The 13,027-nt window shown below is 67.9% G+C and carries 14 protein-coding genes; 3 read left to right on the forward strand and 11 right to left on the reverse strand.

All coding sequences use genetic code 11. The annotated features are described in order from the left end of the window. Positions 1 to 117 precede the first annotated feature (117 nt). Positions 118 to 2,280, forward strand: a complete 2,163-nt coding sequence (locus HMPREF0321_RS16230; protein ID WP_006947559.1) for a hypothetical protein — start codon at positions 118 to 120, stop codon at positions 2,278 to 2,280. Between the two features lie 225 nt (positions 2,281 to 2,505). Here HMPREF0321_RS16230 and HMPREF0321_RS14350 read toward each other — a convergent pair whose 3' ends face one another. From HMPREF0321_RS14350 to merA, 5 genes are read right to left on the reverse strand one after another with little or no spacing between them, the layout of a single operon-like run. Next, positions 2,506 to 3,426 (reverse strand): cytochrome c biogenesis CcdA family protein, encoded by a 921-nt coding sequence (locus tag HMPREF0321_RS14350; RefSeq protein ID WP_006947554.1) that lies wholly within the window; start codon positions 3,424 to 3,426, stop codon positions 2,506 to 2,508. 3 nt (positions 3,427 to 3,429) lie between these two features. Next, a complete protein-coding gene (locus tag HMPREF0321_RS14355) occupies positions 3,430 to 3,948 on the reverse strand; it encodes a redoxin family protein (protein WP_006947551.1) in 519 nt (172 codons plus the stop codon). Next, entirely contained in the window at positions 3,945 to 4,244 is a 300-nt protein-coding gene (locus HMPREF0321_RS14360; protein ID WP_006947549.1) for a hypothetical protein, read from the reverse strand. The genes HMPREF0321_RS14355 and HMPREF0321_RS14360 overlap by 4 nt, the downstream gene beginning before the upstream one ends. A gap of 29 nt (positions 4,245 to 4,273) precedes the next feature. Continuing rightward, positions 4,274 to 4,957 (reverse strand): organomercurial lyase MerB, encoded by a 684-nt coding sequence (gene merB, locus HMPREF0321_RS14365; RefSeq protein ID WP_015780448.1) that lies wholly within the window; start codon positions 4,955 to 4,957, stop codon positions 4,274 to 4,276. Next, positions 4,945 to 6,369, reverse strand: coding sequence for a mercury(II) reductase (merA, locus tag HMPREF0321_RS14370; protein WP_006947556.1), 1,425 nt, complete (start codon positions 6,367 to 6,369; stop codon positions 4,945 to 4,947). The genes merB and merA overlap by 13 nt, the downstream gene beginning before the upstream one ends. A 104-nt stretch (positions 6,370 to 6,473) precedes the next feature. Between merA and HMPREF0321_RS14375 the strand changes: the two genes are divergently transcribed. Beyond that, the gene (locus HMPREF0321_RS14375; protein ID WP_006947558.1) at positions 6,474 to 6,863 is read left to right on the forward strand and encodes a heavy metal-responsive transcriptional regulator; all 390 of its coding nucleotides are present in this window, start codon (positions 6,474 to 6,476) and stop codon (positions 6,861 to 6,863) included. A gap of 143 nt (positions 6,864 to 7,006) precedes the next feature. On the opposite strand, the gene HMPREF0321_RS14380 is transcribed toward HMPREF0321_RS14375, so the two are convergent. From HMPREF0321_RS14380 to HMPREF0321_RS14405, 6 genes are all read right to left on the reverse strand, one after another. Further along, positions 7,007 to 7,270 (reverse strand): hypothetical protein, encoded by a 264-nt coding sequence (locus HMPREF0321_RS14380; RefSeq protein ID WP_040015181.1) that lies wholly within the window; start codon positions 7,268 to 7,270, stop codon positions 7,007 to 7,009. 179 nt (positions 7,271 to 7,449) lie between these two features. Then, positions 7,450 to 8,772 carry an ISL3 family transposase gene (locus HMPREF0321_RS14385; RefSeq protein ID WP_040015182.1) on the reverse strand — a complete coding sequence of 441 codons (1,323 nt, stop codon included), beginning with the start codon at positions 8,770 to 8,772 and terminating at the stop codon, positions 7,450 to 7,452. A 174-nt stretch (positions 8,773 to 8,946) separates the two neighbouring features. After that, a complete protein-coding gene (locus HMPREF0321_RS14390) occupies positions 8,947 to 9,267 on the reverse strand; it encodes a multidrug efflux SMR transporter (RefSeq protein WP_006947550.1) in 321 nt (106 codons plus the stop codon). Beyond that, positions 9,267 to 9,614 carry a multidrug efflux SMR transporter gene (locus HMPREF0321_RS14395; RefSeq protein WP_006947560.1) on the reverse strand — a complete coding sequence of 116 codons (348 nt, stop codon included), beginning with the start codon at positions 9,612 to 9,614 and terminating at the stop codon, positions 9,267 to 9,269. Before HMPREF0321_RS14395 ends, HMPREF0321_RS14390 begins: the two co-directional genes overlap by 1 nt. Continuing rightward, positions 9,611 to 10,003 (reverse strand): hypothetical protein, encoded by a 393-nt coding sequence (locus HMPREF0321_RS14400; RefSeq protein ID WP_006947557.1) that lies wholly within the window; start codon positions 10,001 to 10,003, stop codon positions 9,611 to 9,613. The genes HMPREF0321_RS14395 and HMPREF0321_RS14400 overlap by 4 nt, the downstream gene beginning before the upstream one ends. 445 nt (positions 10,004 to 10,448) lie before the next feature. Then, positions 10,449 to 11,276, reverse strand: coding sequence for an oxygenase MpaB family protein (locus HMPREF0321_RS14405; protein ID WP_040015183.1), 828 nt, complete (start codon positions 11,274 to 11,276; stop codon positions 10,449 to 10,451). A 432-nt stretch (positions 11,277 to 11,708) separates the two neighbouring features. Here HMPREF0321_RS14405 and HMPREF0321_RS14410 point away from each other — a divergent pair, with 432 nt between their 5' ends. Beyond that, entirely contained in the window at positions 11,709 to 12,941 is a 1,233-nt protein-coding gene (locus HMPREF0321_RS14410; RefSeq protein ID WP_040015184.1) for an NAD(P)/FAD-dependent oxidoreductase, read from the forward strand. The last annotated feature ends 86 nt before the right edge of the window (positions 12,942 to 13,027 follow it).

Raw genomic sequence — 13,027 nt, forward strand, 5'->3', positions numbered from 1 at the left:
CATCAACGAACGGCCCCGCAAGGTCCTCGGCTGGGCCTCATCCCACGACGCCTTCACCGATAGCCTGAACACCATCAATGGTGCGTTGACCGGTTGAATCCGCCATGCTGGGTCGACATGAAACCCGAAGCGGCCGAGCGCATCGTCGAGCAAGTCCGCCGCCATCGCCGTGTCGCGACCGCGACCATCCTTCGAGCGGTGGAGCAGATGGCGGCGGACGGGAGGGACCGCCGAGTGCGGCTGATGCTCGAGCTGCAGGCCCACGGCGCGGAGTGGTTCTCCGACCCGGCCGCGGGCTCTGTGCTGTTCGGCACGTTCTACGACCTTCTCCACGCGGACGGCGCGCGTCTGCCCGAACGACGCTGCGGAGGCTGCGGCACCACGCGCACGCTCACCGAACGCGTCGAGGGACGAGTGAGCTGCCGACGCTGCTACCGGATCGCGCACCATGCCCCCTGCGATGGCTGCGACGACGTCACCAACCTGGAGCGGGTGCTCTCCGACGGGCGGCGACTCTGCCAACGCTGCACGAACAAGCTCCCCGACGAGAACGCCGTCTGCGTGAGCTGCGGCAACCATCGACTGATCGCCTACCGCAGCCCGGAGGGCCCGCTGTGTTCAACGTGTCGGAGCTCCTCCCGGCTGGACACCTGCACGGACTGCGGGGAGCTTGCGCCCTGTTTGTTCCACGGCAGCGAGAAAGCGATCTGCAAACCCTGCTCCGACAAGGCCAGCGTCGACACCTGCACGATCTGCGGGAACGAGCGGCAATGCCGCTGGCCGGGAACCGCGCGCGCCGCCTGCGAGCAGTGCTCCAACCCTCGCCAGCCCTGCGTGAGCTGCGGGGAGGTCCGGCTGCGCCACAAGCGCACCGAAGACGGCTCCGGCTATCTCTGCTGGGCCTGCGTTCCGCCGATCATCGAGACCTGCACAAGCTGCGGAGACGCTCGGATAGTGAACGGCCGGATCGAGGGCCGGCCGTTCTGCCCGCTCTGCTATCCCCGCCAACCGGAGTCGTTCCGCCCCTGCACCAGCTGCGGGACCATCACACGGCTGATCGCGAAGCTCTGCCCCCGTTGCCGAGCCGATCAGATGATCCGGGAGATGGTGCCCGACGAGCTCGCCGCCTCCGATGCACGCATCGCGCATCTGCGAGAGCGGTGGTTCCAGGGTGCTCCGTCGAAGATCGTCTACGCCTTCGAACGCGGCACCGTCGCCTGCACGCTGATCACCCGAGTGCTCACCGCCCCATCCCTGCGCACTCACGCCTACCTCGACCAGGCCGGCTCGGAGTATCAGACCCGAGCGGTTCGGTCCGTGCTCATCGACCACGGGCTGCTCCCACCGCGGGACGAGCTGCTCGCCCGGTTCGAGCTCTGGCTCGACAGCGCACTTGCCGAGATCCCCGACCCGGGTGAACAGCGCACCGTCACCCAATACGCGCGATGGCGACACCTGCGCGCACTGCGCCGCAACACGATGCCGTCCCGATCAGGCCAGCTGTCCTGGCGGCGGCTCGAGATCGCGGGGATCATCGAACTGCTGGAATGGATCCATACCCGCGGAGGTTCTCTCGTGTCCCTCACCCAGGCGGATGTCGATGAATGGCTCACCGGCGGCCGACGCCCGTTCCTGCACCACTTCCTGACCTGGACCGCACGGGCCGGCGCATCCCGACCGCTCACCGCTCCACGCCCGCCATCAGGAGCCTTGAGCCCGCAAGCCATGAGCGACGAGGAACGCTGGCGGCTGCTCGCCGATGTCACCTCCGACCCGTCCATCAACCCGCACACGAAGCTCGCCGCGGGGCTGATGCTCATGTTCGGCGTCCGGGCGGCGAAGATCGTCCAGTTGCGCGCGGAAGACGTCACCGTCACGGACCAGGCCGTGGTCGTTCGCCTCGGCCAGGAACCTCTCGTGCTCCCCGCCGAGCTCGCGCCGGCGGCCGCGGGAGCCGCCAGCAACCGCACCGCGCCTCGCATGTTCGTGGAGAGCATCGAACAGGAGTGGGTCTATCCCGGAACCCGGGCCGGGCATCACATGGCCCCCGACACGCTGAATACCCGGCTCCGCGCTGCCGGCATCCCGCCGCGACTTGCCCGCACCGGCGCGCTGATAGCGCTCGCGCAGGAACTCCCACCCGTCGTTCTCAGCCGGCTGACTGGCCTGGACATCTCCTCCGCGATCGCCTGGTCCAACGCGATCGGCGCGAACAGCACCGCCTACGCCGCCGCGGTCGTCGAGCGCGTCGGCATGCCCCTCCCAGTCGTCCTGCACTGAAATCTGACGATGACGTTTCCAGGGATGTCACGTCGTGAGAATCGGGCGGCACCGATTCTGCTCGGCGGTCAACTCGTCCTGATCGTGGCCGCGCTCTCCTTCGACATAGGCCACGAACAACACCCACGCCGTGTCCGATGATCGGCGTCGGGTGGGAGGGCGTCTGGTGTCCGAGTTCGTCGTTCCGGTCAACCACGTCGTATGACCTTGACGTGCAGGAGCCGCTCAATGCCGCTCGGTCGGCACGCTCGGCCGGTCCCCGGGAGAGTGCGTCGACTGAGGGTCGCAGCAGTCCTCCTCGGTCCTCCGTCCGGAGTTCCGACGGCGTTGATGAAGGAATCCGCTTAGTAGCACGATGAGCACCACGGTGGTAGACAGGCCGGCGATGACGCCGGTGTTGCTTTGGAGCCAGTTCGATATCGTCGCCGAGACAGCGGCGACGTCGGTGCGCCCTGCGGAAGGGGCATCGCCGACGACAACTGGAAACCAGTACCAAGCCAGGTAGACGCCGGTGAGGATCAGGACGGCGGCGGTGACCTTGGGAACGAATCGTGTCAGTGCGGCGATCCGCCTGGACAGCACAGAACCGGCTACGGCGGCGACCACGGCGACAAGCAGCAGGACGGTGGCGGAGCCGGCGGCATAGATGGCGAAGACGAGGAGCAGCCCGACGAAACTGGCTGTCGCCTGGGCCTGGGCGATGACCGCGAGGAGTACGCCGAAGGTGCACGACAGCGAGGCCGCGGCGTAGCCGACGCCGAAGACGACCATGCGCACGGCGCTGGGCAGCCGTTCGATTGCGCGGCCGGGTATGCCGGGAAGCCGGAGGGACATAGAGCGTCCGGCTAGCATCGCCCCGCCGAGCAGCACCAACAGGATCCCGACGGCGAGGCCGAGGGCTGGGGCGGCCTGGATCAGGCCCCGTGCGCCGGCGCTTACCGCGACGCCAGCCAAGGCGAGCGTGCCCGCAAACCCGATCGTCAGCGCGAGGCCAGCCCGTAGGGCGCGCAGCAGGCGCACCGGGGCTGAGGAAGAGGCGGCGTCGCCCAGCGCATGGGTGATCCAGGCCGGGAGCAGCGCGAAGCCGCAGGGATTGACGGGGGCGATCATCCCGGCGGCGAAGGCAAGGGCGAGGAGTCCGCCCATCGCTCAGGCCCCGGCCTTGTGGAGCGCGGAGACGATCGTATCGGCGTCGGGGTCGGTGGCGCGGAAGGTCACCTGTCCGTCACTGTCGACGATGATCAGTGTAGACAGCGCGGCGACCCCGAAGCGCTGGGACAGCGCCGCGCCCTCGTCGATGGCGGCGGGGACATGCACGGCGTCGACGTACTCCATGAACCTCTGAATGGTCTCGGTAGGTTCGCGCGGATCCATGTCGACGGCGAGGAACTGGGCATCGATGCCGGCCTCCTCGGCCGCGGCTGCCGCCTGACCGAGGGATCGGACTCCGCCGACGCATTCGCCGCAGCCGACGGAGAAGAAGAACACCGCGGTGGGCTTCCCGGCGGCGGGCAGGCTGATCCGCTGAGCGTCGATGCTGGTCACCGTCGCGGCGGTGGCAGTCTCGGCAGAGACGGGATCCTTATCAACGGTGCCGCAGGCGGTCAGGATGAGCGAGCCTGCGAGCAGGAGGGTGGCGAGCGAACGACGGGCGCGGGAGCTGATCATTGGTTCTGTTCGCCCTTCGGGTCGGTGCGGTGAGCGGATTCGGTGGGCGGGCAGCAGTCAGGTTCGACACGGCCGCGGCGGGTTCGGCGGCGGACGACGACGAGCAGCACGATCGCGAGGAGCGCAATGCCCACGCCGATCACCCACGGGTTGCCGAGAAGGAGCCCGCCGATGCCAGTAAGCATTCCGCCGGCGATGAGCACGGGCAGCGCGCAGCAGATCGTCATGAGGAGCACGGCACCGGCTCCCAGGAGTAGGCCACCGCCTCGCGTTCGGTCGTCGTGTTTGGAGGTCATAGCGTTCTCGAATCCTTCTGTGTCGCGGGTCAACAGCAGCGGGGACAGTCGTCGGCCACCGGGGTGTCGTCCTGAAGCAGGTCGAGCAGGCTCGTTGTGAGCTCGTTGCCGATCCGGTAGGCCTCGGCCACCGACACCACCTCGGCACCGGGATGCTCAGAGAGCCACCCGGTGGCGTCGTCGACGGAGGCGAAATAGTGCACCTGGTTGCAGAAGGCCGAGCGGATCGAGGTGATCTGCTCCAGGTTCACCAGCGACACCACGGCGCTCGGGGGTGTGACGCCGGTGACACCGGCAACCGGATCGATGGTGACGCGGATCGTCTCTCCGCTGGCCGGGGAGACGGACTCCACGCGCGCTGGGCGATCGAGGAGGGCCGGGAAGATGAGGGTGTCCAGGGCGCACCAGGTGTAGAGCTCCTCACCGTCGACGGTGAACCGGTGCGGTGTAGGGCGCAGCGTGAGGCCCTGGCCGACGATTCGGCCCTGGTCGTCGTACTCGGTGTCCTGCATCGCGGCCAGTCCGAGCCGTACCTCGTCGATCGTGCGGCCCGCAGCCACGGACAGCTGTTGGACGGTGACGGGGTCACCGTCGGCGAGCAGCCGCAGCAGCGGGATGAGCAGGCCGGTCTCTCCCAGTCGGCTGAGCCGCTCGGGCAGTTGCATGCTGAGGTCAGACATCGTGGGTTCCTCCAGTTCGTTCACGCGCAGCACGACAGGAGCGACGGGTCGGTGGTGAAGGCCTTGGCGGCGATCCGGATGCCCTCGGCCATGGTCAGGTAGGGGGCCCAGGCGTCGGCGACCTCGGCGACCGTCTTGCCGAGCACGTGGACCCCGGCGGCGGCGAGCTCGCCGGCGTCCTTGGCGACGGCGGTGATGCCGAGGATCTTCCCGGTGTCGGCGTCCACGACGATCTTGACGAAGCCGCGGGTGTCGCGGTTGACCAGTGCGCGGGGCACGTGGTGCAGGGGCAGGACGCGGCAGTCGCAGCGGATCCCGGCGGCGACGACGTCCTTCTCGGTCATCCCGACCGCGCCGATCGCCGGGCCGGTGAACGTCACCCTCGGCAGTCGGGCGTAGTCCACGGCCCGATCGGCGTCGGCGAACGCGTTCTCGGCGACGAGGGTGCCGTGGTGGGCGGCGACGTAGACGAACTCGGGGTGGCCGGTCACGTCGCCCGCGGCCCAGATCCGCGGGTGGGAGGACTGCATCCGGTCGGAGACGACCACCTCGCCGAGGTCCCCGGTCTTGACCCCGACCCTGTCGAGGCCGAGCCCATCGGTGGCCGGTCGTCGTCCGAGGGCGACGAGCACCTGGTCGGCGCGGAACTCCTCCCGGCCGCCGGCGACGTCCGCGGTGACGACGGCCTGCCCGGTCGCGGCGTCGCGGGACACCCGCGTCGGCAGCGCGCGGCGGACCACCCGGATGCCCTCGTCGGCGAACACCTCCTGCAGCGTCCTGGACACCTCCGGCTCCTCCTTCGACGCGAGCCGGGACCGGACCAGCACGGTGACCTGGGAGCCGAGCCGGGCGAACAGCTGCGCCTGCTCCAGGGCGACGTAGCCGCCGCCGAGCACGAGCAGGGACTCAGGGAGTTCGGTCAGCTCCATCGCCGTGGTCGAGGTCAGGTACCCGGTCTGGTCCAGGCCGTCGATCGGCGGGGCCCACGGCCGAGAGCCGGTCGCGACCAGGTAGTGCCCGGCCTCGATCGTCTCGGTGCTCCCGTCGTCCCCGGCGACCTGGAGGACCGGTGCGTCGGGGGTGCCGGCGAACGCGGCATCGCCGCGGCGGACGGCCCAACCGTAGGAGTCGGCGACGTCGGCGTACTTCTCGCCCCGCAGCGACTCGACCAGCGCCTGCTTCCCGGCGATCAGGGCGGGCATGTCCACTGGCCCCGCCGTCGTCGCGATCCCCGGGAACCGGTCGGCGGTGTCGGCCGCGGAGTGCCGTGCGTCGGCCGCGGCGATCAGGGCCTTCGACGGCACGCAGCCGGTGTTCACGCAGGTGCCACCGAGCGTCCCGCGCTCGATCATTACCACCGACTTGCCGAGCGTGGTCGCGCGGATCGCGGCGGCGAACGCACCACCGCCCGATCCGATGATGGCGAGGTCGTACTTCGTGGGCATCGCAGCTCCCGTCACTTGGGTTTCTCTTCTTTCTCGGCCATACTGGACCTTCCAGTGCAGGGGAAGGTCAAGAAGGCTTCTGCCGAAAGAAAAGGGGGCCTGCGATGCGCATCGGGGAACTCGCCGAGCGGGCGGGAACGACGGCGAAGACGCTGCGGTTCTACGAGGAGCAGGGCCTGCTGCCCCCGGCCGAGCGCACGCCGTCCGGATACCGCGACTACGCGCCCGAGACGGCCGCCCGGATCGACTTCGTCCACCGCGGCCAGGCCGCGGGCCTCACCCTCGCCCAGATCCGCCAGATCCTCGACATCCGCGACGGCGGCGCTGCTCCCTGCGAGCACGTGCGCGATCTCCTCGACGCGCGCTTCGCCGAGATCGGGCAGCAGATCGCCCAGCTCACAGCGCTCCGAGACACCATCGCCGAGCTCAGGCACGACGCCGCGCAGCCCGACCCCGACTCGTGCAGCGCGGACCAGGTCTGCCGGTACCTGTAGCTCACGGAAAATCCTCTCGGCTCTCCCAAGCGACGAGAACGGAAAGTCGTGCAGAATCCCCCGTCCGCCAAATAGCGCCAAATCAAATAACGCGCACTACCAATATGCGCTTGACGCGAGTTGGACCCATTCAGAGTCAGCCATCAGCCGGCCAGGTAATCATCGAGTGCGCGGCGCATGATGGCGGAGGCGCTGGTGTGCTCGTCGTGGACGCGACGGCACACTGCGTCGAGGCAGGCAGTGACGGTTTCGGCGCGCTTGGTGCCAACGGTGTGGGGCCGGCCCACGGAGTTGAGAGTCGCGCCAGGGAAGCCGTCTTCACCGTCGGTGATGGGCTGGTCGTTCATGGTGCCCCACCGGCCATGCTGGTCGGGGCCGGTCGCGGTAACGAAGGTGCGCTCGGCCATTGCGGCTTCCTTTCGGTCGCTTTCAAGGTGGATTTGCGGTGTGCGCGATGGCTTGGACCTCGCTGAATAGGGTGGCCCTGCAGCTTTTCTGCATGTGGTGCGAGGGTAGTGCGTAGGCCGTCCGGAACCCGAACCAGGCCAGGTTCGTGAGGCTGCACCCCGTAGAGGCCCAAAGGGGCTCATCCCAGTCGAGGGTGTAGACGGGGTCTGAACCCGCCGGTCTCGAGCAGGCTCCTGGCGATGTAGTTGGTGAGGTTGCGGAACCCAAGAGCACTGCCGCGGAGGTGTTCGAGGCGGCCGTTGATCGCCTCGGTCGGACCGTTGGACGTGCCGGGGCGGTCGAAGTAGGCGAGCACGTCGTCGGCGCGCTTCCTCAGCGTCCGGCCGAGTGTGGTGAGTTCGACCAGCGCCCTCGGGACACCGCTGCTGATCGAGGCAATCAGGTTGGCCATGAGCTCGCGGCCGTGGTGGCGGTCTTCGTGGCGGTAGGCCGCGACGATGCGCTGGTAGATGCCCCAGGTCGCCTCGACCTCGACATGCTCCTCGGCCCCGAACAACGTGCGGAGTCGAGCGGCCTGCTTGTCGGTCAGCAGCTCGGCGCCGGTGTGCAGGGTCCGCCGCGCGGCATACAGCGGGTCGCCCTTCATCCCGCGGTGGCCGTGGATGGCCTGCTGCACCCGGCGCCGGCACCGGTCGAGCGCGTCCCCGGCGAGGCGGACGACGTGGAACGGATCCATGACCGCCACCGCGTCGGGGAGCTCCTCGGCGGCGGCGGTCTTGAAGCCGGTGAACCCGTCCATCGCGACGACCTCGATCCCGTCGCGCCAGGTGTCGGGTCGGGCGGCGAGCCAGGTCTTGAAGGCCTCCTTCGAGCGACCCTCGACCATGTCCAGCAGCCTGGCGGGGCCGGTCTTGTCGCGGATCGGGGTCAGGTCGATGATCACGGTGACGTACCTGTCGCCGCGCCTGGTGTGCCTCCAGACGTGCTCATCGACGCCGATGACCCTCACGCCGTCGAAGCGGGCCGGGTCGTCGATGAGAACACGTCGGCCTTCAGCAAGCACGGCGTCGTTGACGGTGTCCCAGGCGACGTCGAGTCCCTCGGCGATCCGGGTGACGGTGAGGTGCTGCACGACCAGCGCTTCGAGCGCCCACTGCAGCCCACGGCGCGAGAGCTTCGACCGCGGCTCGGCCGCACGGGTGGTGTCTTGGCGCCACACGTGCCCGCAGCCGGTGCAGCGGTAGCGACGCACCGCGACCTCCAACACCGTCGGTCGCCACCCCAGCGGCTCGTGCGCGAGCCGACGGATCACGGTGTCCCGAGCAGCGCCTTCGGCGCCGCAGCGTCGACACCACTCGTCCGGGGTCAGGACTCTGCAGGCGAGCACCGCGCGGTCGGGCTCGAGGCGCTGGCCGGTCACGACGAGGTCGAGTTCGTCGAGTCGGCAGAACGTTGTCAGGTCCGGGCGAGCGAAGCGGGCCCGAGCGGTAGCGACAGGCAACGACGTCAGACCTCCGGATGTCAGGCGTGGAACGTCATCTTCCGAAGACCTCGACCACGATCTAGCCACCGTCGCGCCGGAGTCGCTTCGATCAACGAGTACACCTCATCAGAAGCCCGTTGCCAAGGCCTTGCTCCGTTGTGAGCGACGACGTCGTGGGGATGGGGATCTCAGTCAGTGCAGGGCGCCGAGCTCGACGAGAAGAACGCCGGCGATGATGAGTGCGATGCCGCCCATCATGAGCGCGGTGAGCGGCTCCTTGAAGAGGGCTTTGGACGCGACGGCCGTTAGGGCAACTCCGGACGCTGCCCAGATGCCGTAAGCGACACCGAGGCCCAGGCCCTCATTAAGGGCGAGGGTGAGAAACGCGAAGGCCAGGAGGTAGCCGCCGGCGACGGCGGCGTAGTAGGCGCGGACGCCAGTAGCTGCCATGCGCAGCGAGAGGGTAGCGCTGACCTCGGCAATGATGGCTCCGAGGAGGAACAGGTAAGCCATCAGGTGGCTTCTTCGAGGTTCTTGACCGCGTGCTGGGAGCCGAGTTCGACGGTGAGGACGCCGGCAATGATGAGGACGATGCCGACGCCCATGAGTGCGGTGAGGGTTTCATCGAAGATCAGCGACGACATCACGGCGGTGGTGGCGACACCGAGGGCGCCCCAAATGCCGTAGGCGACGCCCAGCGCCATGCCCTGACGCAGAACGAGGGCGAGGAGAATGAACGAGGCGATGTAGCCAGCCGCGACGAGCACGTACAGTCCGGGTCGATCGAGTGCTCCCTTCAGCGACAGCGAACCGGTGACCTCGCTGAGGATGGCCCCCGCGAGCAGTAGCCACTTGGTCATGAGTTCTCCTGGATGAGGTGGTGTGCGAGTGCTCGAATGGCGTCGGTGTCCTCGTCGGATAGGGCGATGCCGTTGCCGGCGGTGTTGAGCCAGATGCCGTCGGCCAAGAGTCGGACGCCGTGGAGGCGGGCCCGCTGGTCGGCCGGAAGGGTCTCGGGGACGTCGACCCAGGCCCCCATGCGGCTGTTCCATCGCTCGGTGAGCGGCTCGCGCAGGCGGGGGTCGGTGAACATGACCAGGTCGCCGTAGTCGAACGGCCCGTCGCAAGCCCAGTCAACGTAGGCGGCGAGGCGTTCGCTGATCGTGGGTACGTTTGGGTTGGTGGTAGCCAGGCGGGCGGCCAGATCCCGCTCGTAGCCGTCGAGGAGGTGGTCGATGACGGCGGTCATCAGTGCTTCCTTGGTTGGGAAGTGGTACATCAGGCCAGCCTTAGTGATTCCTGCAGCGCGAGCTGCGGACACCAGGGAGACAGAGGCGCCAGTGCGGGCCCACGCAAGAGTGCTGGCGAGAACGCCGCCTCGCGCCGACGGTCGGTGGGCAGGTGCACTAGTACTCATATCGACAACTCTACCTACCGGTAGGGTAAGTAACAAACTCATGGTGAGCTGGGCCTCCCGAGCTGAGCGTCAGCATGCTAAGAGCGTGACCGCCCGGCACCTACGACGCCCCGGCCAAGGCGATCAACGGATGACTCGAACACCTCTGTGACTTCCGCGCGTGGGTTCCGAAACCTCATCAACTATCGCTAGGCCACTACTCAAAGCCGGCGACTTCCAGACCGCGACTACACCCTCGATTGGGATGAGCCGGTTAACTCCCGGCTGGGTAACGACGCTACGCAGCCATCACCCATCGAATCGCTGCTGTGCCAACGCGCCCCAGGCGCTCATCACCCGGCCGCGAATGCAGCTGCAGTTCGCTTCGCGCCCAAGACGGAAGAACCGCGACCGCGCCACGTACAAGGAGCGAGTAACCCGGCCGCGCACCGCGTGGAAGAGGCGGGTCGCGCAGGAGGAAGTGTTGAGCATCGAGGCAGTCCCTCGTCGCGTGCAGCGCAGGCCGGTACGTCGCCAGCTGCTCGAGCATGGCGACCATCGTTGTCGGGGCGTGCGTCACCCCGAGCAGCTGCGCCGAGTGGCGTGCCTGGTCGACGTAGGTGTCGTACTGCGCGGCATCGAGGTGTACGTGTCCATACAGCTGGTGGGCGCGCGCGAAGCAGAACGTCTCGGCGACGTGCACCCACCGCAGCAGGTCCGGGTCGCCCGCGCGGTAGGGGGTGGCTTCGAACGTGCCCGTGACGGTCTCGTGGATGCGTCGCACCGCGGCGATCATGGCTTCGGCGTGTTCGATCGTGCCGAACGACGTCGTCGCGATGTAGTGGCTGGTGCGCTGCAACCGACCCCACGGGTCGGATCGGTAGCCGCTGTGCTGGGCGACGCCGGCCATCGCAAGCGGATGCAACGACTGCAGCAGCAAGGACGCGAGGCCCCCGATGAACATGGAGGCGTCGGCGTGCACGATCCACAACGGGTCGTTCTCGTCGAACCAGCGAGGCCCGGGCGAGTCCCAGATGCGGGCGCGCGCCCGCTCCGCGTCGGGCCCGGCCACACCGTCACGCAGCTTTAGCGACAACTGGCGCCGAAGAGCAAAAACCGCATCCATGCGCCCATCGTGCCAGGCCCCCATCACACCCACGGACGGCACGTACACGCTCGCACCACAAGCTGCTTCCCAGCCGTCGGCTGCGAACGCGCCGCCCCGCATGCCTCCGGCCCCCCGGTCGCTCAGCACCAACATGACGACTCGAGCGCTGACAAACAGAGGACCATACGATGCCGATGTACGACCTGAGGTCGGCTCTGCAGGACGATCCGGTGGCAGGCGATGAATGAGGCCCTGGGCAAGAAAACCTGGCGTCTTCGTGGGCCAGGCTGGAGTGCGCTGCGCGTGTTAGGGCGAAGGCGCGTCGGATCGTATCTGTACGTCCCCTATTGTCCGGTCTGTGCGAGCCAAGCGGCCCTGACGGAGGCGGTGCGTGCTACCGCCGGTCACCGCCATCCAAGAATGACGTACCCGCGCGGCAAGATGGAAGCCATGAACCTCACCCGCCCCGAAACCACGCACGACGTCGTCATTATCGGCGCGGGCAACGCCGGCATCGCGCTGGCCGCTCGGCTACGTCGTGACGATCCCGATCTGGACATCGCCATCGTCAGCCCCGAAGGGCTGCACACCTATCGCCCGCTGCTTTCCTACGTTGGTGCAGGGCTTGCGACGCTGCGCAGGGCGCAACGGCCTCAAAGCAAGCAGATCCCTGCGGGATGCACTTGGTATCGCGAATCGGTCGTCGAGTTGACCCCCGCTCCAGTCTCAGGCGAGGTGGACGCGACAAGCGCGCATCAGGTGCATACAGATGCCGGACGGCGTATTAGCGCCACCGACGTCGTCGTGTGCCCCGGCACCCATATTGACTGGGACGCCACCCCCGGACTGCGTCAGGCATGCGCTTCACCTCACGCCTCGACGAACTACGAGCCGACCATGGCCAGCGCAACATGGGACATGCTCAAGAACCTGCGCCAGGGCAACGCGGTGTTCACCATCTCGAGCCGCAACGCACCCTGCCCGTCCGTTGGCCTAAAGCCACTGTTTCTCGCCGCGGACCATTGGCGCCGCGAAGGGCGCCTGGAGAACATCACGATGACCGTGCTCAACGAGAACAGCGACTTCACCGGCCTACCCCGCGCGAACAACGAGATCGACTCCCGCCTGCGACGCCTTGGTGTCCACGTGCGTTCCGGTATCACCGTTGAATCCATCGACGCAGACTCGCGCCACGTCACCACGCGCGACGTCGACGGCAACGCTACTCATTGGCCCTACGACGCGTTGCACGTCGTACCAGCCCACCGTGGCCACGACTGGGTCGCCGACGCGGGTATCGCTCGACCCGGGACAGGCCTGATTGACGTCGACGAGCGCACCCTGCATCACCGGCGAAACGACGGGATTTGGTCACTAGGGGACGCCGCGCAACTCGGTACCGCCTCCTCTGGTGGCGGTCTACGACGCCAGGTCCCCGTCCTCAGTGACAACCTCATCGCACGCCGCAACGGCAAACCCCTCGCGGCCCGCTATGACGGGTACAGCGTCGCACCAATCCCGATCGATCGTCGCCGCCTCATCTTGGCAGAGTGGGACCGTCAGGGCCACGAGGAACAGACCCTGTCATTCATCTCTCTGGCGCGGCCCAGAATGGCCACTTTCGCCTTCGACCTCTTCGCCCAACCGCTGATCTACTGGCATCGCCTCCTGAAGGGGAAATGATCCGGGCAAGAGCGGGTCAAGCGCCTCGGTCGAGACCATCAGCGAGTAGGTATCGAGCGTGCCTGGTTGAATCGCCCCGGGTTCGG

Origin of the sequence: Dermacoccus sp. Ellin185, assembly GCF_000152185.1 — a bacterium.
Taxonomy (GTDB): Bacteria; Actinomycetota; Actinomycetes; order Actinomycetales; family Dermatophilaceae; genus Dermacoccus; species Dermacoccus nishinomiyaensis.

Coding starts and splice junctions, on each gene's coding strand:
- HMPREF0321_RS16230 (WP_006947559.1), top strand. CDS start 118: ATGAAACCCGAAGCGGCCGAGCGCATCGTCGAGCAAGTCCGCCGCCAT.
- HMPREF0321_RS14350 (WP_006947554.1), bottom strand. CDS start 3,426: ATGGGCGGACTCCTCGCCCTTGCCTTCGCCGCCGGGATGATCGCCCCC.
- HMPREF0321_RS14355 (WP_006947551.1), bottom strand. CDS start 3,948: ATGATCAGCTCCCGCGCCCGTCGTTCGCTCGCCACCCTCCTGCTCGCA.
- HMPREF0321_RS14360 (WP_006947549.1), bottom strand. CDS start 4,244: ATGACCTCCAAACACGACGACCGAACGCGAGGCGGTGGCCTACTCCTG.
- merA (WP_006947556.1), bottom strand. CDS start 6,369: ATGCCCACGAAGTACGACCTCGCCATCATCGGATCGGGCGGTGGTGCG.
- HMPREF0321_RS14375 (WP_006947558.1), top strand. CDS start 6,474: ATGCGCATCGGGGAACTCGCCGAGCGGGCGGGAACGACGGCGAAGACG.
- HMPREF0321_RS14380 (WP_040015181.1), bottom strand. CDS start 7,270: ATGGCCGAGCGCACCTTCGTTACCGCGACCGGCCCCGACCAGCATGGC.
- HMPREF0321_RS14390 (WP_006947550.1), bottom strand. CDS start 9,267: ATGGCTTACCTGTTCCTCCTCGGAGCCATCATTGCCGAGGTCAGCGCT.
- HMPREF0321_RS14395 (WP_006947560.1), bottom strand. CDS start 9,614: ATGACCAAGTGGCTACTGCTCGCGGGGGCCATCCTCAGCGAGGTCACC.
- HMPREF0321_RS14400 (WP_006947557.1), bottom strand. CDS start 10,003: ATGACCGCCGTCATCGACCACCTCCTCGACGGCTACGAGCGGGATCTG.
- HMPREF0321_RS14405 (WP_040015183.1), bottom strand. CDS start 11,276: ATGGATGCGGTTTTTGCTCTTCGGCGCCAGTTGTCGCTAAAGCTGCGT.
- HMPREF0321_RS14410 (WP_040015184.1), top strand. CDS start 11,709: ATGAACCTCACCCGCCCCGAAACCACGCACGACGTCGTCATTATCGGC.